Genomic DNA, 21913 nt, shown 5'->3' on the forward strand with positions numbered 1-21913 from the left:
AAAGCACTTTAAATGATTAAATATAAATACATATATATACACTTTTTAATGTTACTAAGCTGTGCAGGATTGCAAGCTCAAGACACGTTACAGAAAAAAACAAATAGGCATACAGAAGCAGAATTAGTAGCAGGAGAAAAATATGTTGTAGATACAATAATAGATGGTAAAACACTGTATAAAAAAACAATAGAAGCCGTTGTAAAACCTACAGATACTGTAAAAACGTTTCAAGATCATGCCTTTGCAGCTGAGGTAGATAAAAAATGGATGGAAGAGTTATATAATAACTCTCTTTTTGATACTATTTATAGAGAGGTAACAGGTTTAAAATATGAAGCTGTTTATTATCCCGAACTACCCACAGACACCTTAAAAGCAAGATTAGAGCGATTAAATGCAAAAACACCATTTAATGTAGAATATAATCCAGCTCTAGAAAGTGTAATAAAGTCATTTTTAAAAAATAGACATCAATCTTTCGAGCGTTTAATGGGGTTAAGTAAGTATTATTTTCCAATGTTTGAGCGTGAATTAGATAATTACAACATTCCATTAGAAATGAAATACCTTTCTATTGTAGAATCTGCTTTAAAACCTAGAGCAAAATCTAGAGTAGGGGCAACTGGCTTGTGGCAGTTTATGTTTGCTACAGGTAAACAATACGGATTAGATGTTAGTAGTTATGTAGATGAACGTAGCGACCCTATAAAATCTACAGAATCTGCTTCTAAGTATCTTGCTAAACTCTATGAAATATTTGGAGATTGGGATTTAGCATTAGCAGCATACAATTCTGGCCCTGGAAACGTAAGTAAAGCAATACGACGTTCTGGAGGATATAAAAATTATTGGAACATACGCCCTAATCTTCCACGTGAAACAGCTGGGTACGTGCCTGCATTTTTAGCTACGATGTATATTTTTGAATATGCAAAAGAGCATGGCTTTATTCAACATAAACCAAAGTTTAATTATATAGATACCGATACAATTAGAGTAAAACAAATGATTACTCTAGATCAAGTTTCAGAATTTACAGGAGTTAAAATAGAAACACTTCAGTTTTTAAACCCTTCGTATAAGTTAGATATTATTCCAGTAATAGAAGGTAAAAACTATACATTGAGGTTACCCGCAAATGTTGTTGGAGCTTTTGTAAATAATGAAAAAGAAATGTATGTATTTGCTAAAGCAGAATTTGATAAACGAGAAAAACCACTACCTCAATTACTAAAAGCAGATACTAAAACACGATATAAAGTACGAAGTGGAGATTATCTTGGAAAAATAGCAAGAAAGTTTGGTGTTAGGGTTAGCCAGATTAAAAGATGGAACGGTTTAAGGAGTAATAATTTAAAAATAGGGCAAAGGCTAACCATTTTCCCTAGAAACCCATCAGCGGCTTTAAAAAAGCCTAAAAAAACAACAAAAACGAATAGTAAAAATTTTAAAGGAAAAACGTATAAAGTAAAGAGTGGAGATTCTTTATGGGGTATAGCTCAAAAGTTTCCTGGAGTTTCTGTTCAAAATATTAAAGATTGGAACGATATTAGTGGTAATAAACTTAAACCAGGTATGGTTTTAAAAGTTTCAAAAAGTTAACAATCTAACAAAACAAATATTATATCATGCGAAAACTACTATTAATTGCAATAACTATATTGTGTATAACGTCTTGCAAAGAGGATAACAAAAAGAAAGTAAAAATACTACCACAATCTGCATCAAAAATAAATACGCTTTCCGTTGTTATGGATAATGAGCTTTGGGAAAACTCAGTTGGAGAGACTTTACGAGAAGTATTAGCAGCACCAGTAGATGGTTTACCTCAAGAAGAACCGTTGTTTTCTATGAATCAAATCCCTACTGAAGTTTTTTCTGGCTTTGCTAGAAATAATAGATCTATAATTAAGGTAGAAAAAGGTACAGAAAGTGGTGTTAAAATATTTAAAGACAAATATGCCAGACCACAAAAACTTATAGTGGTTAGTGGTACTTCTATTAGCGATATAAAAGCTCAAATTAAAGACAATGCAGATTTAATAGTAAAAGCATTTAAAGAAGAAGAAATTAAAGAGTATCAGCGTCGTATAGCAAAGTCTTTGCATAACACAGATGATATAAAAGAAAAATTAGGAATAGATATTCGTTTTTCTAAAGCATACCGAATTGCTAAAGCAGAAGATAAGTTTTTCTGGATAAGAAAGGATATTCCAACAGGAACCCTTAACCTAATGCTTTATGAACTTCCATTAAAAGCTATTAATAAAGATGAAAATATTATAAGCCAGATAATAAAAATAAGAGACTCTGTTGGTAAAGTGCATATTGAAGGACCAGTAGAAGGTAGTTATATGGCTACAGAAATGTCTTATGCACCATACTTACTTAATACCACAATAGATAATAAACCAACGCTAGAAGCTAAAGGGATCTGGGATGTTAAAGGTGCTTGGAAGGCTGGTCCATTTATTAATTATAGTATAGAAGATAAAGCAAATAATAGAATTATTATAGCAGAAGGTTTTGTAGACGCGCCATCTATTAGTAAGCGTGAACATGTTTTTGAGTTAGAGGCGATGATAAAGTCTATTAAAATTCAAGAATAAAAAATTGTATTAACAACATAAAACCCAATATAACATTGGGTTTTATGTTGTTAATATTGTAATGTTGATAAAATTAAACACTTGTATTGTCGGTACCAGTTGTTGTAATTGCAGGAGGCCTCACACCATTACAAATACCAGTTGAGGTGTTTTTACTTTCGTGTATTGAAATTGTAGTAGTATTACCTCCAATAATTTTATGCGATAGTTTTTCGTTTAATTCTACTACATTTAGTTTTTTTAATTGTAACACATTTACTTTTGTTTTCATAATATATTTGAGTTTGTAAATGACCTTATATAATTAAGACACATTTAGATTAATAAATTCTTTTTAAACTTGTAGATAAAACTTTTATTGAAAAGTTACACTTCGAATTTCTTATTTTTTATAAGTAAAACAAAAGAAAAAGAGATCTGTTTTATAAAAAAGGACTTTTAAATCTCTTAAAACAAAAAACTTAATTCGTTGTATAACAACACTGTAGATGTAGTATTATAAAACTATTTTATAAAAAACAAATACTATATTCTTAATTAAGAAATTAATTGCTATTAATAATGATTAAAAATCCCTATAGCATTTTCCTTATTCTTTTTTTACTCTTTTTAAAAATTGGAAAAGCTCAAGTAGTTACAGAAACAGAAGTCGAAGCACTCAGGAGTTCATTAATAAAATACTACAAAAATGATAGAGAAAAAGTAATTCCTTCAACTAAAAAATTTATTAGTATGAGTAAGGCAATTAATAAAGAAGAGTATATACTAGAAGGTTATGGTACTCTAATCTTAATGTATACTCATATTAATAAAATGGACAGTATTTTATATTTTCATGAAAAAGCATTACAACATTGTTCAAAACCAAAAGATAGTGTGCGCTTTATACTAGACCTTGCAAAAACATATGAGAAGAGAAATATGTATATGGAAGCCATAGAGCAAGTACATTTAGGTTTAAATATTGCAGAATTAAACGGAATAGATAACCAAATAGAAAAGATTGACAAAGATTTAGATTTTTTAAGATATAAAGTGTTTGATCTTAAAAGAGAAGGATTAGAAGAGTTAAAAAAGCAGTACAAACTGGCAAAAGAAAATGGAGCAAAACAAAGAATTAAATACATAAGATTATATTTAATACAACGACAAATTGAGCATAAGCAAGCTAATGAAGCTATTATATTAATTGAAGAAGGACTCGCAGATATAAGCGCAACAAATAATCATAAGTTTTTATATGATTTTTACTTATTAAAAACAAAAGCTTATATCCTAAAACAGGAAGAGAGACAGGCTAAAATAGCAATGCAAAAAGCATTAGCTATAGCTAAAAATGAAGATTTAGGAGAGTATGTTTTTAGTGAAGTAAAATATGAACAGGCAAAAATTTATGGTTTACAAAAAGACTATAAAAACCAAGTAATAATTTTAGAAGAAATACTTAAAAAAGATATTACTTATAGTCCATACCAATTAAGAGACTATTATGAGTTATTAAAAGAAGCTTACGAGCAATTAAATGATATAGAGCTTTATAAGAATTATTCTAAAAAATATGAAGAAGAGGTAAAGAAGATTCAAAAAATTGAAAAAGAATCTCTTGTTTTATCTCATTTTTTAAAAGAAGACATCACCAATAACGAAAAAGAAAAACAAAAGAAACAAAAGAAAATACTAGGCATTGCTTCTTTTTTGCTACTTATAGTATTAGTACTTATGTTTTATAAGTATAAATCTAATAAGAAAGAAAATCAAGAGTTATTCGAAATTCTCATGTTACGTATTAAAGATCATGAAGAAAACAGAGTTAAGTTAGAAGAAGCTTTAAAACATAAAGAATTAAATACTGTAAAAAGAGAGCAAGTAGAGCCACCTAAAAATGATTTGAAAGAACAAGAGGAACCCCTTTATGTTATTGATGATGAAAAAGTAAACGAAATTTTATTAAAACTTAAAAAGTTAGAAAGCCAAAAGTACTTCTTAAGGCAAGATTGTACACTACACAATATGGCTAAAAAACTTAAAACTAATACCAGTTATCTTTCTAAAATTGTAAATAAACACCTAAACAAAACGTTTAGCGCATATATAAACGAATTAAGGATAAATTATGCCATAATAGAGCTTAAGCATAATAAACAACTAAGAGCATATTCTACTAAAGCCATAGCCCAAGAATTAGGGTATAAAAAAGCAGCCTCTTTTACTAAATACTTTAAAGAAGCTACTGGTATTACACCTGTTGTTTATATTAAGAAAATTAAAGAATTAACTTAACTATAAACTATTTTTTAAACTTATTAGAAGTCTTAGTCTTTTTTATAAAAATGGCTAGGACTCATTTGTTTTACGCGTTTTTTAAAGGTTAATTTGAGTATCAAAATTTTGATTAAATCATACCTTTTTCTACAAATGCATAGTAGAAAATATTAACATTTTAAAACAAGAATTATGAAAACACAAAACAAGAATGTATTAAATTTTAACAAAAACACGATTGTTGCACTAACAGAAAAAAACATGAATGCAGTTTTTGGCGGAACGATTATTAACATACCAACTTTTACATGTGGTGGCGGAGAAGATATGTGTCCAACAAGAAAATAACCTATAAATACAGGTACTTATGAAAACACAAAACAACAAATTAGATTTTAGAAAGCGGAATATTATTGAGTTAAATGATGAAAAAATGGATGCAATTTCTGGTGGTACAACTTCATTCTCTTTAGCTGTTTCACTTTCAGTATATACAATAACCATATTAACTAAAAGGTTTTAATAAGAATGTATTACTCGTTTAATTAAAAGCACAAATTATGAAAACTCGAGGGACAAAAAAAAAGCTACATTTTAAAAGAAGTGCTATAGTAGAGCTTAATGATAAGAAGATGAATGAAATTTCGGGGGGAACTTCTGCTCCATGTATTATTATAGGTACAATTTTGTTAACAATACCTAGAAATACTTTTTAGTCCTCAATTTAAACCTGCATTCTGCATTAGAAACTATCGTACTTAACAATTTATTGTATGCATAGGAATATATTCTAAAACTCTAAGGATTAATTACTTTGCTATTGCAAAGTAGCGAACTATGCTTATAAATAGCGCTATGTACTAATAGTCGAGAATTCTATTGTATAATTTAGATTTAAAATGAGAACATTAAAATTCTATTATTCTCTTAAATAAAAACCCCAATGCATTGCATTGGGGTTTTTATTATATAAAAAAGAAAGATTAATCTTCTTTCACTTTTTTTGTAGTATCCTCTTCCTCCTTACTAGCGTCTTTAAATTCTTTAATTCCACTACCTAGACCACGCATTAATTCTGGTATTTTTTTACCACCAAATAATAATAAAATTAATACTACTATTATTGCAATCTGCCAAGGCCCAATCATGCCTAAATATATACTAGCTGCTATCATAACTTTAAATTTAAAGTACAAAGTTAATAATTAATGTTTAGAAAGTAAGTTAAAAAAGAATAATACTAATGACATATAAAAATACTAATAGGTCCAACACAACGCGTTGTGTTGGACCTATTAGTACATATTTAACTATATGTAGAAATTTAAATTACCATTCCAGTATTTTTACAAAGTGCTCCAGATGTTGGTCTGTCGTTATTTGTAAAAGGCCTAAGTAATGAAGTATTAATAATTACAGAGCCATTATTTCCTGGATCAAGAACAGGGTTATTGTTCATAATTAAACCACCATTAATAGAATATAACGTTGAGTCGTTAAGTTCTACTATAGCACTTCTTTTAAAATGTAGCTTTTTTTTTGTCCCTCGAGTTTTCATAAGTTTTTAAGTTTTATCATTAATCAACATAACAAATATATTTTTACTTACTCTTAATATAAAGTAATAGCACCGAGTTTTTATAAAAATGAGCTATATAAAACTCATTTAATTTTCTGTTTTTCAATAAGTTATGTGTTTTTGGTGTTTCAAAAATTAAAAATGAATTATTTACACATAAAACAATATAATCGTATAAATTTTTAACTAAAATAGTTAAAAATAAAAGAATAATTAAATAGTAGCTTGTGGGTGTTTGCAATATTTTTTACAGATTAATATAATAGCTACAAGTTAAAAACTGGACATAAAATTATATGTCAGATTGTATTTTTGAGTAAGTCAAAAGTTTTGTTTTATTATCATTATAAACTAACTTAGTCGCTGTATATATTTTAAACAGATGTAATTGTTTTTATGTTTTTATTAAAAAAAAACTTTTTATTTTTTGCGCTATTATTTAGTTTCATTTTTTCATGCTCACCTAAAAGAGAAACTTCATCTACAAAAAACATAAAAAAACCTTACCAAGACTCTATAAAAAAATACATCTACAGCAACCCTGTAAAAGGGATTGTGTACAGTAAAAAATTCTTAGAAAAAAGTAAACAAGAAAATAATACAAAAAACATATTACTTGCTTTAGGCACGTTAGCAGTAGAGTACGAAGTTCGTGGAATAATAGATAGCACATTATACTATTATGATAAATCTAAGGAGGTCTCTAAAGAACCTCAAAATATAATAGATATTACACATAGTGTTGCAATTATATATGAAAACCAAAGTGATTATAATAAAGCAGTAGCACTACAAAAAGAATGTTTAGAGTTGTCTAAAAAATTTGAATTAGAAGAAGGAAAACAAAGAGCTCTTAATGCCTTAAAACATATTAAAAATAAAGTTAATAAGTCTGAAGAAATAATACCTCTTTTTATAGAAGCTTATAATAAAGAAAGTAAAAAGTCTAAAGATAAAAGGTACAACTTAAGATATGCTAGGCTAGATTTAGTTAAAAGCTATCTAACACATAAAAAATTAGCAAAGGCATTACTGTTTTCAGAAGAAGGTGTAACAGAATCTAAGCAAACTAAAAATTTAGAATTTCTATATTACTACCAACAATTAAGGTCTAGAACACTCTTTGAAATGAAAAAAATTGCTTTAGCAAAAACATCTTCAAATGAAACTTTAGAAACAGCTAAACAATTAAATAATAATGAGTTTATTAATGAAGCTAACTATGTTAGAGCATTAATCTATTTAGAAGAGGGAGAACCCGAACAAGCAATCATTTTATTAAAAAGAAATTTAAATTACGAGCATTCTCCAGAGCAGTTATATAACTATTATCACCTTATGGCTAATAGTTATGAGGCCATAGACAGTATAACGCTTTCTAACTTATATAACCAGAAGTCTCTTAAAGAAAAAGAAAAAGTATCTCAGAAAAAATTGAAAACATTAGATACTATTCATGAAGTTTTCATGAAAGAAGAAATAGAAGAGAGAGAGAGACAAGAAAGAAATAAACTATTCTGGATAATTTCATGTATAGTTTTTATAGTATTGTGTATACTGGTTATCTGTAAATTAAGATTAAACCAAAGGCAAAACCAAAATCGTTTTGACGATTTAATGCTAAAAATTAAAGATTACGAGGCACAAAATAGCAAAGCTAAATCAAAGGAAAAAATAACTGTTAAATCTATAACTGAAAAAAAGGATATAGAACTCGAAGAAGAAAAACTTTTAATTGATAATGAAACAATAAGTGACTCTGGTGATAATAGTTACATTATAGACGATGAAAAAATAGAAGAAATACTCTCTAAAATAAATAAATTAGAAGAAAAGCAATACTACTTAAGGCAAGATTGTACACTGCCAAATATGGCAAAAAAGCTTAAAACAAACACATCTTACCTTTCTAAAATAATAAATACTCACCTTAATAAATCTTTTAGTACATACATAAATGAACTTAGAATAAATTATGTAGTTATAGAACTAAAAAATAATAAACGCTTAAGATCATATTCAATTAAAGGTGTTGCAGAGGAAATAGGTTATAAAAATGGAGATTCCTTTGCTAGAGCTTTTAAAGCATCTACAGGAATTACCCCTTCTGTCTATATAAAAAAAATAAACGAACTATAGTAAATAAGTATTTCTTAAAATGTTTATATATAGTTGTTTAAGTACTAGTTATAGTGCTGATATTTTATAAAAACGCGATTACTTCTCTTGCGTTCTAGCTTTATTTAAAATTACTTTGGACTAAGAAATAAATACCCTAGATAGTTTTAACTCTATAAATTTATTTAGAATTATTATAAGGCTTAACTGAATTCATGTGCTAAAGAATAAAAATGCTTTATACCAATCCTTTTTAAATTTTATAAAGAAATTATTTAAACGTATTTAAAACTTACTAAGTTTTTTGAGTTGGTAAACACTAGTATTAGTTAGTAGCCAACTCTTCTATAGAGCTAAAAATAAGTTACAAGAGAATATAGTAAGTTTAAAAACAAACATTGTTTCTATAATTGTTATAGTAATTATTAGTAATAATTTTATGTGGTCCTAGTCCAAAAGTTCTTTGAATTAAATATAATTATTATGACTAGTTGTAGAAATAAGAATTGTAGTATTAACTGCTTTTAAATTATAAAGGTTTAATCTAAGCCGTCGACTTTATCGATAAACAAAAAAACAATTATAGTTTTATAATTTAAAAGTAGTTAATTATTTAATAAGGGGGGAATTAATAAATATGTTTACTAGAAAAGTGTAATTCTATGAAAAATTGCATAAAAATAATAATCTTACTTCTAGTAATGTATCCTTTATTAAAATTAGGAATTTTCTTTTATAACTTTATTATTTACGCTCCTTTATTGGGTTGTGCGTTGTTGCTTTTATTGTTCTCATTAACTATGTTTTTTTATTCTTTAATTATTTTCTTTAAAAAAGAAAGTACTGTTAATAAGCAAAAGATAAAAAGATTTTAAGCAACAAGTTTTTTTAACTTTAAAACTATGTTTTGGTCTGTAAATAGCGTTACTAAAATAAATTATGTAATGTCTATTATAAAAAACTTTATTAGTTTAGACTTAATAGTAAAAATAGAATTTTCTTTATAGTATTAGAAAAATAAAAACCTCTGTGAGTTTAAACACACAGAGACTTAAAATAAGCTTTACAAACCTTTAAAGGTTATCTAAAACAGGTAAAGTGAGACTATAGTTCTTTATTATTTCAATAAATCTACGGTAAAACATATTGGACTAGATCCATTAGGGTCATCACTAGTAATGGTTATAATACCTACAGATGTTCCTCCTTTTACAGAGTGCATTGTTGAATTATTCAATTCAACAATTCCATTTTTTTTAAAGTTTAACTTTTTTTTTGCTTGAGTTTTCATAATAATAAAAATTAATGTTTAATAATTATGTCATTAGGGACTGACCTGAAGTCAAATATTATTAATATATAGATTAAAATAAAATAAAAAAAACAATCATTTATAAAAAAAGCCTTGTGTTTTAATAGTTAAGATGTTGTTAATTAGTTTGTTATGGTTAATGTGTGATTAAAAAAAAAAACAGTAATTTTACATTGTATTTTATTACTATAAACCTATAAATGAAGTATAAAACTCAAGCCTTAAGTGTAATTTTTAGTATCTTTTTTTTAAATTATTTAATTTGTCAAGATGGTGAAAATGTTTCTACAGGGGATTCAATAAGTAAGTATATATATAACCAACCACATAAAGCAATAGACTATTGTTATGATTATATTAAACTAAATGAAAAGATAAACAATATAGATGGTATAATTTTAGGATATTCTGCATTAGCTACTGCATTTGGTGTTGTAAATGAACCAGATAGTACATTACATTATTATTATAAGAGTTTAAGTTTAGTTAAAGACCCGGTAAACCTTATTGTTAGAAAGTATTACATAGCCAAGGTTTATGATAAAAACTCTAATTATAATGAAGCTTTAAGACTTTATAACCAAATATTAGATTTAGCAAAAAGGGAAAAAGAGCAAGATATAGTAGATGCAGTAAATTTTGCTATAGCATTGATAAAAAGTAAGATAGATTTGTATAATGAAGGTTTTCCAAAAGAATCATTATTATATTTAGAAAATTTATATAATACAGAATTAAAAGAAAGTCGATTAAAGTCTCTTAGGTACACAAGAAAAAAACTTGTAGAAGTTTACATAAAAGACAAACAATTAGAAAAAGCAAAACAATTAATAGAAGAAGGTCTTTTACAAGCTAAAAAAGAAAATAATAAGGAATTTTTATTTCACCAACACCATTTAAAATCTAAAGTTAATAAACTAGAAAAAAACTATAATATTTCAATTAGCGAAGCTGAAAAATCTATTAAGTATGCTAAGGATATAAAAAACCAGTTATATATAAATCAAGCAAATTTTAATCTTGCAGAAATAGCTTATGAATTAAAAGAGTATAAAAAAGCTCTAAAATATTTAAAAAGAATTTTATATAATAAAAATAATAAAACGTCACTTCAGTTATCTCGAGATTATAAACTAAAAGCAGACATATATAATGAACTAGATAATATAAGGCTTTCTAACAAATTTTATAGCAAACATTTCAAACAAAAAGATAAAGCAAATAAAGAGTATTTAGATGCTTTAAAGAGTATTTATACAATTAATACTAAAGAACAAGTTCTAGAAGTTCAAGACTCATATGAAACAGAACTTCAAGAAGAGATTATTGAGAAAGAACAACACCAAAAAACAAAATGGATTTGGATAGGGATTAGTGCGATACTGTTAATGTTAATTATTTCAATAATACTATTCTTTAAAAACAGATCGAGAATGAATCAAAAACGTTTTGATGAGCTAATGCTAAAAATTAAAGCTTACGAAGAACGTAAAAAAGAAGAAAATCAGTATAAGGCTCATGAAAATAAAGAAGAAGAAAGTGAGGTTATTATAGTAGCACCAAAAACGTTAGAAAACAATAAAGAAGAAGTTATAGAAGAGGTGGTAATAGAACCCAATGAAGATAAAGTTATAACAAATGTTATTGACGATAAAAAAGTAGAAGAAATATTAATTAAACTTCAAAACTTAGAAGATAAAATGTACTTTCTTAAACAGGATTGTACGCTACATAATATGGCAAAACGCCTTAAAACAAATACCTCTTATTTATCTAAGATAATTAATACTCACCTAGGAAAATCATTTAGTAGTTATATAAATGAGTTGAGAATTAACCATGCTATTCTAGAAATAAAAAACAACAAACAACTTCGATCTTACTCAGTAAAAGGTATTGCCCATGAAATGGGATATAAAAGTGTTGATGCTTTTACAAGATATTTTAAAGCAGCAACAGGCATTACTCCCGCTGTATATGTTAAAAAAATACAAGAGATATAAAAATACAAGTTTAATTATAAGTTGTTGATTTATAGTGTGTTTTGTGTCTTGTAGTGTTGTGTTTTTTATAAATCACTGCTTATATACTTTGGAAGGAATCTTTTTTTATAATTACTTTGAATCAGTAAGAGAAACTAAATCTAATTACACATTATATAAGTAATTAAAAAAACAGAGCTCTGGAAAGCCCTGTTCGTTTTTTTGAAAATAAAATTTTCATGTATTTCATGTCGGTCAACATGTAGTACTCTGCAAATATATAATTTTTTACCATGTCAATCTACTTTGGTAAAAATGGTATTAAGGAATACTTCATAATTTATAGAAATACTGGGTTTTATAATATAGCCTTGAGCTAAATGATGCTTGAGTTGAAGGGTTGACGAACATCTTTTTTTAGACTAGTAGTCAGCTCTTTACAAGCTATATAGTTAAAAAATGTAATAAACATTTAAATACATAATTATGAAAACACAGCTTAAAAAGACACTAGATTTTACAAAACTGTCAATCACCGAGTTGCATGAAACACAAATTGGTGAAATTAAAGGAGGAACATTAACCCCAGGAGGAGGAATTTCATGCTCATTCTGTATTAGTAGCAGTAATGGCGGTAACCCTACAGTAGAAATAAGTATTACAGCGGCTATAAACGAGCAATAATATTTTAATTAATAACTCAATAAACACAAATTATGAAAACACAAAACAACAAATTAGTTTTTGGGAAGCACACCGTAACAGAGTTACAAAACCAAGAATTACTAAGTGTAAATGGAGGTACATCTATTATTCAACCATCAATTACAGTAACTATAGCAGAACTTACTAAGCAATTAACTTGTGGAGGAGGAGAAGATAGTTGTGTTACAAGACACCAATAAATTATTAAAACAACAACAATTATGAAAACACAAAACAACAAATTAGTATTTAACAAGCATTCTGTTACAGAGCTTTCAGATTTAGAAACACAATCTATAAATGGAGGATGCCAATGGGGAGATTCATCAGGAGTAACAGTAACCATTAAAATATCTATAGTAGATAATCCACCTCCAACAGATACCATTATAGTGCAATTCTAACAGTGAAAGTTATGAAAATACAAAAAGGTAAGCTAGAGTTTAAAAAAAACGATTTAGTTGAGCTAAACTCTGAAGAAATGTTAGGTGTAAATGGTGGTACAGCAAGTACTACTATTTTAACAACTGTGCCTTGCGTTGTGGCAGCATCTGTTGTAGCAGTATCAGTTATAATTATTGCTACAGATGCTGCAGAAGGAGGGAATGAAAAATAAACTAACAAAATCATTTAGTAAGTCCTGTTTATTATAGCCATCGACTATATCGATTATACATATGTTAATAAATAGAACAAACCTAAAGCGGTAAAAAGTTGCCTGCCGTAAATAGCAACAATAAACTATTAAAACACAAATTATGAAAACACAAAAATTAAACGGATTAGACTTTAAAAGAAGTAGCATTGTAGAATTAAACGAGTCACAATTAACAGATGTGAATGGAGGAAGTACGCCTTTATTAGCATCATCAGGATTATGTTTAAATGCAGCAGCAGCATTATCATCGGCAAGTTGTGGAGCGGTAGGAGCAGCTATAGTAGGAGCAGTAGTAGGAGCAGTAATTGCAGAGAATTAATATAAAATATAGTATTATGAAAACACAAAAAGCAAACAGATTAGATTTTACTAAAAATAGTGTAGTAGAACTAAACGAAGTAGAATTATTAGACGTAGATGGAGGAACATCTCCTCTTTGCGTTATTGCTGTAGCATCTTCAGTAAAATGTGTAGGTATATTAGTTGCAAGTATAGCGCTTAGTTATAACATAACTAAAGACCAAAATTAAAGACCTATGAAAGCACTTAAAACTTAATTAAGGTATAAGTGCTTTTTTTTGTTTAAACAAATTAAATCATAAATGAAAAGCTCAGATAAAGTTTTAATATCTGTATATACTCTATATATAGTGTATACATTGTATCGTATTTTTAAAGATAAAGCTTTGGTTAAAGAAAACTATGGCTACCTTTTTTTAATGATTATTTTTCTTATTCATATTATATATTTAGTTGTAAATCATTACAAGTCATAAAAAAACATGTCAGTATATACAAAAGGAAGGCTTGTTTGTAGCTATATAAATGGTTGGTTTTTTTAAGCAAAATAAGTCGTTTTTTAAAGGACTAATAAACGACTTGTTATATTAAATATTTTAGAAATTAATTATTAATAAACACAAATTATGAAAACACAAAAATTAAACGGATTAGACTTTAAAAGAAGTAGCATTGTAGAATTAAACGAGTCACAATTAACAGATGTAAATGGAGGAAGTACGCCTTTATTAGCATCATCAGGATTATGTTTAAATGCAGCAGCAGCATTATCATCAGCAAGTTGTGGAGCAGTAGGAGCAGCTATAGTAGGAGCAGTAGTAGGAGCAGTAATTGCAGAGAATTAATATAATATAGCATTCATTATGAAAACACAAAAAGCTAATAGATTAGATTTTACTAAAAATAGTGTAGTAGAACTAAACGAGGTAGAATTATTAGACGTAGATGGAGGAACATCTCCTCTTTGCGTTATTGCTGTAGCATCTTCTGCACAATGTGTAGGAATACTTATAGGAAGTATAGCACTTAGTTATAATATAACAAAAGACTAACTGTAATAATATTCTAAAAAATCGTCTGAAATTTATTTTTCAGACGATTTTTTTGATCTTTTTTTAATATGATAGCGTCTTGTTATAAGACGTTGGATGTTTTCTTTTATAACTATCAATTTTTGATTGTAGTTTAAAGTATTCATTTCTAGATAAATGATTTTTTGTATGAATCCTTACCTTTAATTTTTTATTGACCAAACCCTAATTCATCTTGGATCATTATACTACATAGCCAAGAAGTTCCTCTTGGTGGCATGATACTTTCAACTATAGACGAATTTAGCGTGCATTGAATGGTAGATATTGTATCTGTACCTCCTTTTATATTAGCCATATTAGCATCATTTAATTCAATAATGTTTTGTTTGTTAAATTGTAATTTGTTTTTTGCTTGAGTTTTCATAATTACTTTATATTTTGTTTGTTCAACAAATATGAGTAATATATCTTTTCTTACAAAGTCAAGGGTAGTATGATTTATAAAAAATAAGGCAACTGAATTTAGATTAAAGTATTGTTTTTCAACTATTTATAAATATTTTTTATTCTTTTTAAAAAACGTAGTTTTGTAATGTAATTATTCTAAATATTATAGAAATTAATGAAAATAAAAAATACCTTTTTATATTGTTTTTTATGCTTTAGCTATTTTTTAAATGCTCAAGAAAGAATTTCTTCTATACAGGATTCAATAGTAAAATATATATATAGTAATCCAGAGAAAGCAATCGGATATATCCATAAATATGCGAAAATTAACAAGAAGGAAAATAATAAAGCTAATGTAAGTATGGCTTATTCTGCATTGGCAGTTGCTCATGAGTTAATGAGTGAGATAGACAGTACCCTATACTATTATAATAAAAGATTAGAGTTAATAGATGATCCTTTAGGAATAATAGAAAACAAGCATTACATAGCTAGAATATATGATAATAACTATAACTATAATGAGGCGCTAAGAGTTTATTATCAGGTTGTTGAACTAGCTAAAAAAGAAAACAAAAAAGATATTGTTAAAGATGTTAAATATACTATAGAACTCGTAAAAGCAAAAGTTGGTCTTAGTGAAGCAAAACAATCGGAAGAAGCATTTAAATACTTAAAAACTGAGTATGAAAAGCAAAAAAAAGCAAATGCTAAAATGTTAAAATTTAATAGGAAGAGCTTAATAGAGATGTATATATCTAAGAGAGAATATAATGAGGCTATTGCTCTTGTTAAAGATGGTATTATTCATGCTAAAGAGACTAATAATGTAGAATTCTTATATTATATGTATGAGTTTAACTCTAGAGTTAATTTTTTATTAGGAGAATATGACAAGGCCAAAGGTGAAGCAAAAAAAGCAATACAATATGCTAAACAACTAAATAACGAAGTTTTTATAAATGAAATAAACTTTAGATTAGCTTCCATTTTTTACAATACTAAAAGTTATGAAGAATCATTAATAAAATTAAAGATGATTTTAAATAACAAAAAAGAAAAATCGGCTCTTCAAAAATCTAAATATTATAAACTTCTAGCCGACGTTTATAAAGAGATGGATAGTGTTAGACTTTCTAATACATATTTCTCTAAACAAATTGAGGAAAAAGAAAAGGCTTTACAAGGATACCAATCTGCAATAAAAAGTATTCATGATATAGAAGTGCGAGAAAAAGTTTCAGATGTTCAAGATAGTTATGAAGAAGAGCTAAAAGAAGAAATTTCAAAAAAAGAAAAAGAAAAACAAACAAAACAGTTTTGGGTAGTAATAAGTTCTGTTTTATTATTATTAATAGTTGTAGTTGTTTTACTTAACAAAAAGAAAGCCGTTAAAAACCAGCAACGTTTTGAAGAGTTGATGGTTAAAATAAATACATACGAAAAGCAACAAAGTATTATTAAAAACACAGCCAATACTTTAAATAAAGAAAGCATATTACAACCTATAGTTGGAATTACTGATATAGAAGAAAAACCATCTAACACAAATTCAATTCTTTCTAAAGAAAATGGAATAGAAACTGTTATTAATACTAATGAGGCAACTAAAGAAGAAGCTAACGTAGAAGAAGAGCAATCTACAATAATTAAGGATAAAAAAGTAGAAGAAATTCTAGTTAAGCTTACTAAGTTAGAAGAGAAAGCCTATTTTTTAAGACAAGATTGTACACTTCATAATATGGCAAAACGCCTTAAAACAAATACAACATATTTATCTAAAGTAATAAATACACACTTAGGGAAGTCTTTTAGTACCTATGTAAACGATTTAAGAATTAACTATGTTATAATAGAATTAAAAAACAATAAGAGACTTCGTTCTTATTCTGTTAAGGCAATAGCAGAAGAAATGGGCTATAAAAATGCTAATATTTTCTCAAGATATTTTAAAGAAATAACAGGAATTACACCATCTGTCTATATTAAAAAAATACAAGAAATGTAATTTTGTCTTAAATCTACTAAGTATTTGAAAACCAGTTCTTTATATGTGGTTATTGAGCGTAATTTTTATAAAAAATATAATATAACTTTTATAAAAGTTAGGTGAAGTCATTTGTTTTCCACTTTTATTTCAATGTATCTTTGTCTCAGAGATATCACAGTAAATAATAAATAAGTAATTACTTTAAATTTATTAGAATAAAAAAACAGAGCTCTGTAAAGCTCTGTTAATTTTGAAAACACAAATTTTCTGTATTCCATATCCGTCAATATGTTATACTCTGCAAATATATGTTTTTTATCACTTTTATACAAAGCGAGAAAAATATTACCTAGAGTCTCATATTTTAATATTTAGAATACAGAAAAACAATTAGAGGGCATTTATCGTGCTTGAGATGGAGAACTGATGAACACTATTAACGCTATTATTAGTTAGTAGTCGGTTCTTTACAAAGGTAAGTTATGTCTAATTTTTTAAACTTTAAATATTAGAATTATGAAAAAACAAAACGAAAAGTTAGTATTTACAAAAGAGTCAATACTAGAATTACAAGATGGGCAATTATTAGGTGTTAATGGAGGATGTCAACACAGTGATTCATCAACAATGGATACATCTATTAAAATATCTATAAAAGATACAAAAGATATGTCTTTTCATTTACCAGATGACATTATAATCGATTTTACTAACTAACAAGAAACAACACTTTAAAAAAGATGAAAAATTCAAAATTAGTATTAGGATTAACAATGTGTTTAGGATTATTATTTTCAATGAACACGATAGAACAAAATGTAACCGCAGAAATAGGATGGGCTATTGCAGATAGTATGGATGCAGATACAACAACAGGAGCAGCAATTGGAGCAGCAGCAGGCGCGACAACTATGATTGTCGCAGCAGAATATGGTGCTTCAATTGGAGCAGTTGGTGGGCCAGTAGGTATGTTAGTAGGTGCTGGAGTAGGAGCGCTTTAATATTAAATTTTAATAAAAATAGCAAATTATACGTATTGGTTACAGCTGTCGACTTTTTCGAATATTATATAAAGAATCAATACCTAAATAATACCGTCAATGCTATTCAATAAGTGGTAAAGCTCATTATCACTATAATTAAAAATGAGTATACAAATAATTAAACACAAAATTTCAAAATTATGAAAAATTCAAAATTAGTATTAGGATTAACATTATGTCTAGGATTATTATTCTCAATGAGTGCTATTGAGCAAAATGTATCTGCAGAAATAGGATGGGCTATCGCACAAGAAGTAGACGCTAGTGATGGAGTAGAGGTTGCTTTAACGGCAGCAGGATCTGCAGCAGGAGCATTAGCAGGAGCAGAAGTAGGTGCATCTATAGGATCATTAGGAGGACCAATTGGAACAGTAGTAGGAGCTGGATTAGGAGCGCTATAATATATAAATTTATCGAGGGTGTTCTTTTAAAATAGATGCCCTCGATATTTAAAAAATATAAATATGTATAAGAGTTTTTTAATTGGTATGTTATTATATATTTCTTTATTTATTATAAGGATATTGTTTTTTACATGTATTTCTATATATAATAAAGAAAAATTAAATAGCCTTATACACTTTAATTATAAGGAGGTAATTATTGAAGCTTTTATTTTTACAGCATTATTAGGAACAATACTTTGGGTTGTAACGGCATATATAGAAACCGAAATAGTAATAATTGTTCTTTCAATGTTGCTAATAGCATTAATACCAAGTTACAATTATATCATTGCACCTATGTTGTATTTATTTTCTAGGCCAAAACATTATAAATCTAAAAAAGTATATAATTTTTTAAAAAAAGAAAAACTTAATTATAATGTACGTATTCTTAAAGGGAATGTAACTAATGCTTATGCAACAGGAGTACTTCCATTTTCGAAAACAATATTAATAGGAGAAAACTTAATAAACGACATAGATGACTCGCAACTAAATGGTATTGTACTTCATGAAGTTGGTCACTTAAAGAAAAACCATTTATCAAAATTATATATCATAAATCTAATATTATCTTCATTAATATACCCTTTGTTTTATATTAAACAACATCATACAATTCCTTTATATGATAGTAAAATAGTTGAAGGTTTAGAAATCTTTTTTCTAGGCTTATTAATAGGCTTACTTATATGGTACATTCCTAGTAAAATTCAATATTATTTTGAATTAGAAGCTGATCTATTTGCAGCAAAACGAATAGGTGTTACACAATATATTTCTTCCTTAAATAACTTAGATAATCTTTCTAATGGTAAAGTTTCTAAAGGAGGTATAACATACCCAACGCTAATAAAACGTATTAATAATATTAAATTAAAAACTCATGAAATATAAAATTGCAGCCTTTTCTATATTTATTTTAGGATTTTTATATTATACACTGTTCGTTTTAGATTTAAATAACGATACTGCCTTAGATTGTATTAATGATAAATTTGCAAAAGTAGACTACTCTAAAATACAAGCTGTTAGTTTTGATATAGATTTCGTAAATATCTTTATTAACAATTTAATCGTTGCCCTATTTCTATCAATCTTAGGTTTTTTTTCTGGAGGTGTTTTAACAACTGCTATTTTATTTTGGAATGGTTTTTTATTTGCAGCAGTTTTTATACTTGGTTTTTATGGTTTAAGTATAGACACATTATTATATGTATGTAAACATGCACCAATTGAGTTATATGCTTTATTTCTTTTTTCAGAATTTGGACTAAAAGGAGCCTCTTTTTACAAAAAGGTACTCATTCAAAAAGCTATAGACTTTAAGTTATTTCCAAATATTAAAACATTACTACTTCCAACATTACTACTTTTAATCGCATCAATAATAGAAACATTATGAATAAAGCTACAGAAAATAAAATGTCTAAATATATAATGTACTTACTTATATATTTTATAATAGTTGTTATCTCAGGAGTCTTTAAAACTAATATAATTACTAGTGTTTTAGAACCAGAAATTGTAAAACCAGCAAGAATTTCAGCTTATATTAGCATAGCTGTGTCTGGAATATTTGCTGTTTTTTTAATATATATACTGTCTAGTATATGCTACTTTGTTAATTCGTTATTAAAAACTAAAATAAAAAACATTACAATTGTTGACGCACTTGGTCGTGTTATACTTGTTTTTATAGGTTTTGAAGTTGTAAAGTTTTTAATGGTAATTTTCATGTTATCAAATGATATGGAAAGCATTAGTTTGCAAGAAGATTTAATAACACAAATAGAGAATACAGATTGGTTTTTTTATAGTAAATATTTTAAATATGCTATGCTACTATTAGGAGCTTATATCTTTGGCGTAGAATTAGAAGCTAAAACAAAAAATGTTAAATATAAAAATGTTTTAGCGTTAAGTGCTGTTTTATTTTTAAGCCTATTTATTTCTACAGTAAAATTATTTTAAGAAGATAAAATAATAATAAAAAACGTGTAACCTTTACAGTTCACGTTTTTTTATTAGGCTACATAGCAGATAAAACTTGATTACATAATGGATGAGTAGGTCTATCAACAATACTAACAGGCGGATTTGTTTCAGTTTGAGTATCATTACAAGTTTCCATACTACAAAACCAACTAGTATCTCTCTTAGAGATAAAATACTAACTCCATTTATAGTGGATATAGAGTCTTCACTTAATTCAAACAATTATTACTTTTTTAATTCTAATTTTTCATAATATCATTATAACTATTATGAAAAATTAGAATTTAAAAAACATTTATCTATAAATAAAAGTAACTTTTCCAGTTTTCTTTGTTTTTAAAAAAGACTTATCTAAAAACAGGTTAATATCTTCATCATTATTAAAAACAGAATCAACAGGGATGTTACAATCTGTATTGTTGTTTAATAATTCGATTGCATTTTTAAGGTCTTCAGAGCTTCCTAAGCAATTTGCTTTAATGCTAATGTTTTTTGAAATTAATAAGCTCATTAAATATGATATGTTAGTATAGGCTTCTTTTTTTTGCATTTTTTCAGAAGACTGGTTAAACATCCCACAAGTAACATAATTAGCTTCAAGATTAAGATTACGTTGTAATGCAACAATATGAGTGTCTGAAAAAGGATCTAAAACAGCATTAAAAAGAAGGTTTTTAGGAATATCTTGTTCTTTAAAGTTAAAAATGTTTTTAATGAAAGGAAATAACTCTTTTACTTTCTCTGTATTTTCTCCAGAGTAGGATAATCCGTATACATTACAGTTTTTGTCTCTTAAAAAATTTAATATTATTAAAGAAGTATTTGATGTTACTGAAGTCACTAATACATTATCACCCTCCTTTATGTCTGCTTTTCTAATCATAGACATACTTGTTTGTGCTCCAATACTCATTCCTGCAGCTTGCTCTACAGGGATACCTTCAGGAATTGTAGTTAACTTTCCTTTGTAGAAAACTTCAAGCTCTTTACTTGCATGATTACTAGGTATGCCAGGTGGTGCGTTAAAGGGAGCTAAAGGGTAAGAACAGTCTGCAATTACATAATCTCCCACTTTTAAATTGGTTACATTTTTTCCAATTTTTACAACTTCTCCGCAAAACTCAGAACCAATGGGGTAGTATGTATCTTGATCTGTTTTTTGTAGTTTTTTCCATGCGTTTTCAATAATACCAAAATCTCTGTAATTAAGAGAAAACCCTTTTTTTCTTACTAATACTATATCGTTATACTCATCACTATCCTCATCAAATTCTGTATCGGGAATATGTATTAATGCTAATGGTATTTTTAAAGAATCTATTTCTAAAATATATTTATCGTCTTTATCTAGTTTTTCTGCTAAAGATGGACTTAACACGCCTAATGCTCTCATAATAATTTAGTATTTAAAAGGAGCGCACAAT

General features: G+C 27.1%; 29 protein-coding genes. 23 read left to right on the plus strand and 6 right to left on the minus strand.

Translation table 11 applies throughout. The annotated features are described in order from the left end of the window. Nucleotides 1-12 precede the first annotated feature (12 nt). A complete protein-coding gene (locus tag ACVC08_RS17220; RefSeq protein ID WP_452602979.1) occupies nucleotides 13-1605 on the plus strand; it encodes a LysM peptidoglycan-binding domain-containing protein in 1593 nt (530 codons plus the stop codon). Between the two features lie 26 nt (nucleotides 1606-1631). Continuing rightward, nucleotides 1632-2612 (plus strand): DUF4837 family protein, encoded by a 981-nt coding sequence (locus tag ACVC08_RS17225; RefSeq protein ID WP_452602980.1) that lies wholly within the window; start codon nucleotides 1632-1634, stop codon nucleotides 2610-2612. Between the two features lie 73 nt (nucleotides 2613-2685). On the opposite strand, the gene ACVC08_RS17230 is transcribed toward ACVC08_RS17225, so the two are convergent. Next, the gene (locus tag ACVC08_RS17230) at nucleotides 2686-2883 is read right to left on the minus strand and encodes a hypothetical protein (protein ID WP_452602981.1); all 198 of its coding nucleotides are present in this window, start codon (nucleotides 2881-2883) and stop codon (nucleotides 2686-2688) included. A 290-nt stretch (nucleotides 2884-3173) separates the two neighbouring features. Between ACVC08_RS17230 and ACVC08_RS17235 the strand changes: the two genes are divergently transcribed. From ACVC08_RS17235 to ACVC08_RS17250, 4 genes are all read left to right on the plus strand, one after another. Beyond that, a complete protein-coding gene (locus tag ACVC08_RS17235; RefSeq protein ID WP_452602982.1) occupies nucleotides 3174-4892 on the plus strand; it encodes a helix-turn-helix domain-containing protein in 1719 nt (572 codons plus the stop codon). Nucleotides 4893-5066: 174 nt separating this feature from the next. Continuing rightward, nucleotides 5067-5222: a class I lanthipeptide gene (locus ACVC08_RS17240; RefSeq protein ID WP_452598707.1), complete on the plus strand. Its 156-nt coding sequence runs from the start codon at nucleotides 5067-5069 to the stop codon at nucleotides 5220-5222. Between the two features lie 19 nt (nucleotides 5223-5241). Beyond that, nucleotides 5242-5397 carry a class I lanthipeptide gene (locus tag ACVC08_RS17245; protein ID WP_452598708.1) on the plus strand — a complete coding sequence of 52 codons (156 nt, stop codon included), beginning with the start codon at nucleotides 5242-5244 and terminating at the stop codon, nucleotides 5395-5397. 37 nt (nucleotides 5398-5434) lie between these two features. After that, nucleotides 5435-5590: a class I lanthipeptide gene (locus ACVC08_RS17250; protein WP_452602983.1), complete on the plus strand. Its 156-nt coding sequence runs from the start codon at nucleotides 5435-5437 to the stop codon at nucleotides 5588-5590. 267 nt (nucleotides 5591-5857) lie between these two features. Here ACVC08_RS17250 and ACVC08_RS17255 read toward each other — a convergent pair whose 3' ends face one another. Both ACVC08_RS17255 and ACVC08_RS17260 read right to left on the minus strand, forming a co-directional pair. Beyond that, complete coding sequence (locus tag ACVC08_RS17255) at nucleotides 5858-6049, minus strand: Sec-independent protein translocase subunit TatA/TatB (RefSeq protein WP_452598710.1); 192 nt, start codon at nucleotides 6047-6049, stop codon at nucleotides 5858-5860. Between the two features lie 149 nt (nucleotides 6050-6198). Next, a complete protein-coding gene (locus ACVC08_RS17260; RefSeq protein ID WP_452602984.1) occupies nucleotides 6199-6432 on the minus strand; it encodes a hypothetical protein in 234 nt (77 codons plus the stop codon). A gap of 417 nt (nucleotides 6433-6849) precedes the next feature. On the opposite strand from ACVC08_RS17260, the gene ACVC08_RS17265 reads away from it, so the two are divergent. Continuing rightward, on the plus strand, nucleotides 6850-8592 hold the full coding sequence (locus ACVC08_RS17265; RefSeq protein WP_452602985.1) for a helix-turn-helix domain-containing protein: 1743 nt from the start codon (nucleotides 6850-6852) through the stop codon (nucleotides 8590-8592). A gap of 1096 nt (nucleotides 8593-9688) precedes the next feature. Here the strand turns inward: ACVC08_RS17265 and ACVC08_RS17270 are convergent. After that, nucleotides 9689-9862 (minus strand): class I lanthipeptide, encoded by a 174-nt coding sequence (locus ACVC08_RS17270; protein ID WP_452602986.1) that lies wholly within the window; start codon nucleotides 9860-9862, stop codon nucleotides 9689-9691. Nucleotides 9863-10083: 221 nt separating this feature from the next. On the opposite strand from ACVC08_RS17270, the gene ACVC08_RS17275 reads away from it, so the two are divergent. From ACVC08_RS17275 to ACVC08_RS17315, 9 genes are all read left to right on the plus strand, one after another. Next, nucleotides 10084-11886 carry a helix-turn-helix domain-containing protein gene (locus ACVC08_RS17275; protein ID WP_452602987.1) on the plus strand — a complete coding sequence of 601 codons (1803 nt, stop codon included), beginning with the start codon at nucleotides 10084-10086 and terminating at the stop codon, nucleotides 11884-11886. 465 nt (nucleotides 11887-12351) lie between these two features. Further along, on the plus strand, nucleotides 12352-12549 hold the full coding sequence (locus tag ACVC08_RS17280) for a class I lanthipeptide (protein WP_452602988.1): 198 nt from the start codon (nucleotides 12352-12354) through the stop codon (nucleotides 12547-12549). 32 nt (nucleotides 12550-12581) lie between these two features. After that, a complete protein-coding gene (locus tag ACVC08_RS17285) occupies nucleotides 12582-12770 on the plus strand; it encodes a class I lanthipeptide (protein WP_452599721.1) in 189 nt (62 codons plus the stop codon). 21 nt (nucleotides 12771-12791) lie between these two features. Next, the gene (locus tag ACVC08_RS17290; protein WP_452599722.1) at nucleotides 12792-12974 is read left to right on the plus strand and encodes a class I lanthipeptide; all 183 of its coding nucleotides are present in this window, start codon (nucleotides 12792-12794) and stop codon (nucleotides 12972-12974) included. Between the two features lie 11 nt (nucleotides 12975-12985). Continuing rightward, a complete protein-coding gene (locus ACVC08_RS17295; RefSeq protein ID WP_452599723.1) occupies nucleotides 12986-13186 on the plus strand; it encodes a hypothetical protein in 201 nt (66 codons plus the stop codon). Nucleotides 13187-13328: 142 nt separating this feature from the next. Further along, nucleotides 13329-13547, plus strand: coding sequence for a class I lanthipeptide (locus ACVC08_RS17300; RefSeq protein ID WP_452602989.1), 219 nt, complete (start codon nucleotides 13329-13331; stop codon nucleotides 13545-13547). A 16-nt stretch (nucleotides 13548-13563) separates the two neighbouring features. Next, nucleotides 13564-13758 (plus strand): class IIb bacteriocin, lactobin A/cerein 7B family, encoded by a 195-nt coding sequence (locus ACVC08_RS17305; RefSeq protein ID WP_452602990.1) that lies wholly within the window; start codon nucleotides 13564-13566, stop codon nucleotides 13756-13758. A gap of 396 nt (nucleotides 13759-14154) precedes the next feature. After that, entirely contained in the window at nucleotides 14155-14373 is a 219-nt protein-coding gene (locus ACVC08_RS17310) for a class I lanthipeptide (RefSeq protein WP_452602989.1), read from the plus strand. An 18-nt stretch (nucleotides 14374-14391) separates the two neighbouring features. After that, on the plus strand, nucleotides 14392-14580 hold the full coding sequence (locus tag ACVC08_RS17315) for a class IIb bacteriocin, lactobin A/cerein 7B family (RefSeq protein WP_452602991.1): 189 nt from the start codon (nucleotides 14392-14394) through the stop codon (nucleotides 14578-14580). A 190-nt stretch (nucleotides 14581-14770) separates the two neighbouring features. Here ACVC08_RS17315 and ACVC08_RS17320 read toward each other — a convergent pair whose 3' ends face one another. Then, nucleotides 14771-14986, minus strand: a complete 216-nt coding sequence (locus ACVC08_RS17320; RefSeq protein WP_452602992.1) for a class I lanthipeptide — start codon at nucleotides 14984-14986, stop codon at nucleotides 14771-14773. Nucleotides 14987-15184: 198 nt separating this feature from the next. On the opposite strand from ACVC08_RS17320, the gene ACVC08_RS17325 reads away from it, so the two are divergent. From ACVC08_RS17325 to ACVC08_RS17355, 7 genes are all read left to right on the plus strand, one after another. Continuing rightward, on the plus strand, nucleotides 15185-17020 hold the full coding sequence (locus ACVC08_RS17325; protein WP_452602993.1) for a helix-turn-helix domain-containing protein: 1836 nt from the start codon (nucleotides 15185-15187) through the stop codon (nucleotides 17018-17020). A 498-nt stretch (nucleotides 17021-17518) separates the two neighbouring features. Next, entirely contained in the window at nucleotides 17519-17719 is a 201-nt protein-coding gene (locus tag ACVC08_RS17330) for a class I lanthipeptide (protein ID WP_452598971.1), read from the plus strand. A 23-nt stretch (nucleotides 17720-17742) separates the two neighbouring features. Continuing rightward, the gene (locus ACVC08_RS17335; RefSeq protein WP_452602994.1) at nucleotides 17743-18003 is read left to right on the plus strand and encodes a hypothetical protein; all 261 of its coding nucleotides are present in this window, start codon (nucleotides 17743-17745) and stop codon (nucleotides 18001-18003) included. A 182-nt stretch (nucleotides 18004-18185) separates the two neighbouring features. Continuing rightward, on the plus strand, nucleotides 18186-18446 hold the full coding sequence (locus ACVC08_RS17340) for a hypothetical protein (RefSeq protein ID WP_452602995.1): 261 nt from the start codon (nucleotides 18186-18188) through the stop codon (nucleotides 18444-18446). A 63-nt stretch (nucleotides 18447-18509) separates the two neighbouring features. After that, a complete protein-coding gene (locus tag ACVC08_RS17345; protein ID WP_452602996.1) occupies nucleotides 18510-19388 on the plus strand; it encodes a M48 family metalloprotease in 879 nt (292 codons plus the stop codon). Beyond that, nucleotides 19378-19896, plus strand: coding sequence for a stage II sporulation protein M (locus tag ACVC08_RS17350; RefSeq protein ID WP_452602997.1), 519 nt, complete (start codon nucleotides 19378-19380; stop codon nucleotides 19894-19896). The genes ACVC08_RS17345 and ACVC08_RS17350 overlap by 11 nt, the downstream gene beginning before the upstream one ends. After that, the gene (locus tag ACVC08_RS17355; RefSeq protein WP_452602998.1) at nucleotides 19893-20465 is read left to right on the plus strand and encodes a hypothetical protein; all 573 of its coding nucleotides are present in this window, start codon (nucleotides 19893-19895) and stop codon (nucleotides 20463-20465) included. The genes ACVC08_RS17350 and ACVC08_RS17355 overlap by 4 nt, the downstream gene beginning before the upstream one ends. Before the next feature lie 319 nt (nucleotides 20466-20784). Here the strand turns inward: ACVC08_RS17355 and ACVC08_RS17360 are convergent, their stop codons facing one another. Beyond that, nucleotides 20785-21882, minus strand: a complete 1098-nt coding sequence (locus ACVC08_RS17360; RefSeq protein ID WP_452602999.1) for an MDR/zinc-dependent alcohol dehydrogenase-like family protein — start codon at nucleotides 21880-21882, stop codon at nucleotides 20785-20787. Nucleotides 21883-21913: the final 31 nt, after the last annotated feature.

It is taken from the genome of Pontimicrobium sp. MEBiC06410 (assembly GCF_053601615.1).

Coding starts and splice junctions, on each gene's coding strand:
- ACVC08_RS17220 (WP_452602979.1), top strand. CDS start 13: ATGATTAAATATAAATACATATATATACACTTTTTAATGTTACTAAGC.
- ACVC08_RS17225 (WP_452602980.1), top strand. CDS start 1,632: ATGCGAAAACTACTATTAATTGCAATAACTATATTGTGTATAACGTCT.
- ACVC08_RS17230 (WP_452602981.1), bottom strand. CDS start 2,883: ATGAAAACAAAAGTAAATGTGTTACAATTAAAAAAACTAAATGTAGTA.
- ACVC08_RS17235 (WP_452602982.1), top strand. CDS start 3,174: ATGATTAAAAATCCCTATAGCATTTTCCTTATTCTTTTTTTACTCTTT.
- ACVC08_RS17240 (WP_452598707.1), top strand. CDS start 5,067: ATGAAAACACAAAACAAGAATGTATTAAATTTTAACAAAAACACGATT.
- ACVC08_RS17245 (WP_452598708.1), top strand. CDS start 5,242: ATGAAAACACAAAACAACAAATTAGATTTTAGAAAGCGGAATATTATT.
- ACVC08_RS17250 (WP_452602983.1), top strand. CDS start 5,435: ATGAAAACTCGAGGGACAAAAAAAAAGCTACATTTTAAAAGAAGTGCT.
- ACVC08_RS17255 (WP_452598710.1), bottom strand. CDS start 6,049: ATGATAGCAGCTAGTATATATTTAGGCATGATTGGGCCTTGGCAGATT.
- ACVC08_RS17260 (WP_452602984.1), bottom strand. CDS start 6,432: ATGAAAACTCGAGGGACAAAAAAAAAGCTACATTTTAAAAGAAGTGCT.
- ACVC08_RS17265 (WP_452602985.1), top strand. CDS start 6,850: ATGTTTTTATTAAAAAAAAACTTTTTATTTTTTGCGCTATTATTTAGT.
- ACVC08_RS17270 (WP_452602986.1), bottom strand. CDS start 9,862: ATGAAAACTCAAGCAAAAAAAAAGTTAAACTTTAAAAAAAATGGAATT.
- ACVC08_RS17275 (WP_452602987.1), top strand. CDS start 10,084: ATGAAGTATAAAACTCAAGCCTTAAGTGTAATTTTTAGTATCTTTTTT.
- ACVC08_RS17280 (WP_452602988.1), top strand. CDS start 12,352: ATGAAAACACAGCTTAAAAAGACACTAGATTTTACAAAACTGTCAATC.
- ACVC08_RS17285 (WP_452599721.1), top strand. CDS start 12,582: ATGAAAACACAAAACAACAAATTAGTTTTTGGGAAGCACACCGTAACA.
- ACVC08_RS17290 (WP_452599722.1), top strand. CDS start 12,792: ATGAAAACACAAAACAACAAATTAGTATTTAACAAGCATTCTGTTACA.
- ACVC08_RS17295 (WP_452599723.1), top strand. CDS start 12,986: ATGAAAATACAAAAAGGTAAGCTAGAGTTTAAAAAAAACGATTTAGTT.
- ACVC08_RS17300 (WP_452602989.1), top strand. CDS start 13,329: ATGAAAACACAAAAATTAAACGGATTAGACTTTAAAAGAAGTAGCATT.
- ACVC08_RS17305 (WP_452602990.1), top strand. CDS start 13,564: ATGAAAACACAAAAAGCAAACAGATTAGATTTTACTAAAAATAGTGTA.
- ACVC08_RS17310 (WP_452602989.1), top strand. CDS start 14,155: ATGAAAACACAAAAATTAAACGGATTAGACTTTAAAAGAAGTAGCATT.
- ACVC08_RS17315 (WP_452602991.1), top strand. CDS start 14,392: ATGAAAACACAAAAAGCTAATAGATTAGATTTTACTAAAAATAGTGTA.
- ACVC08_RS17320 (WP_452602992.1), bottom strand. CDS start 14,986: ATGAAAACTCAAGCAAAAAACAAATTACAATTTAACAAACAAAACATT.
- ACVC08_RS17325 (WP_452602993.1), top strand. CDS start 15,185: ATGAAAATAAAAAATACCTTTTTATATTGTTTTTTATGCTTTAGCTAT.
- ACVC08_RS17330 (WP_452598971.1), top strand. CDS start 17,519: ATGAAAAAACAAAACGAAAAGTTAGTATTTACAAAAGAGTCAATACTA.
- ACVC08_RS17335 (WP_452602994.1), top strand. CDS start 17,743: ATGAAAAATTCAAAATTAGTATTAGGATTAACAATGTGTTTAGGATTA.
- ACVC08_RS17340 (WP_452602995.1), top strand. CDS start 18,186: ATGAAAAATTCAAAATTAGTATTAGGATTAACATTATGTCTAGGATTA.
- ACVC08_RS17345 (WP_452602996.1), top strand. CDS start 18,510: ATGTATAAGAGTTTTTTAATTGGTATGTTATTATATATTTCTTTATTT.
- ACVC08_RS17350 (WP_452602997.1), top strand. CDS start 19,378: ATGAAATATAAAATTGCAGCCTTTTCTATATTTATTTTAGGATTTTTA.
- ACVC08_RS17355 (WP_452602998.1), top strand. CDS start 19,893: ATGAATAAAGCTACAGAAAATAAAATGTCTAAATATATAATGTACTTA.
- ACVC08_RS17360 (WP_452602999.1), bottom strand. CDS start 21,882: ATGAGAGCATTAGGCGTGTTAAGTCCATCTTTAGCAGAAAAACTAGAT.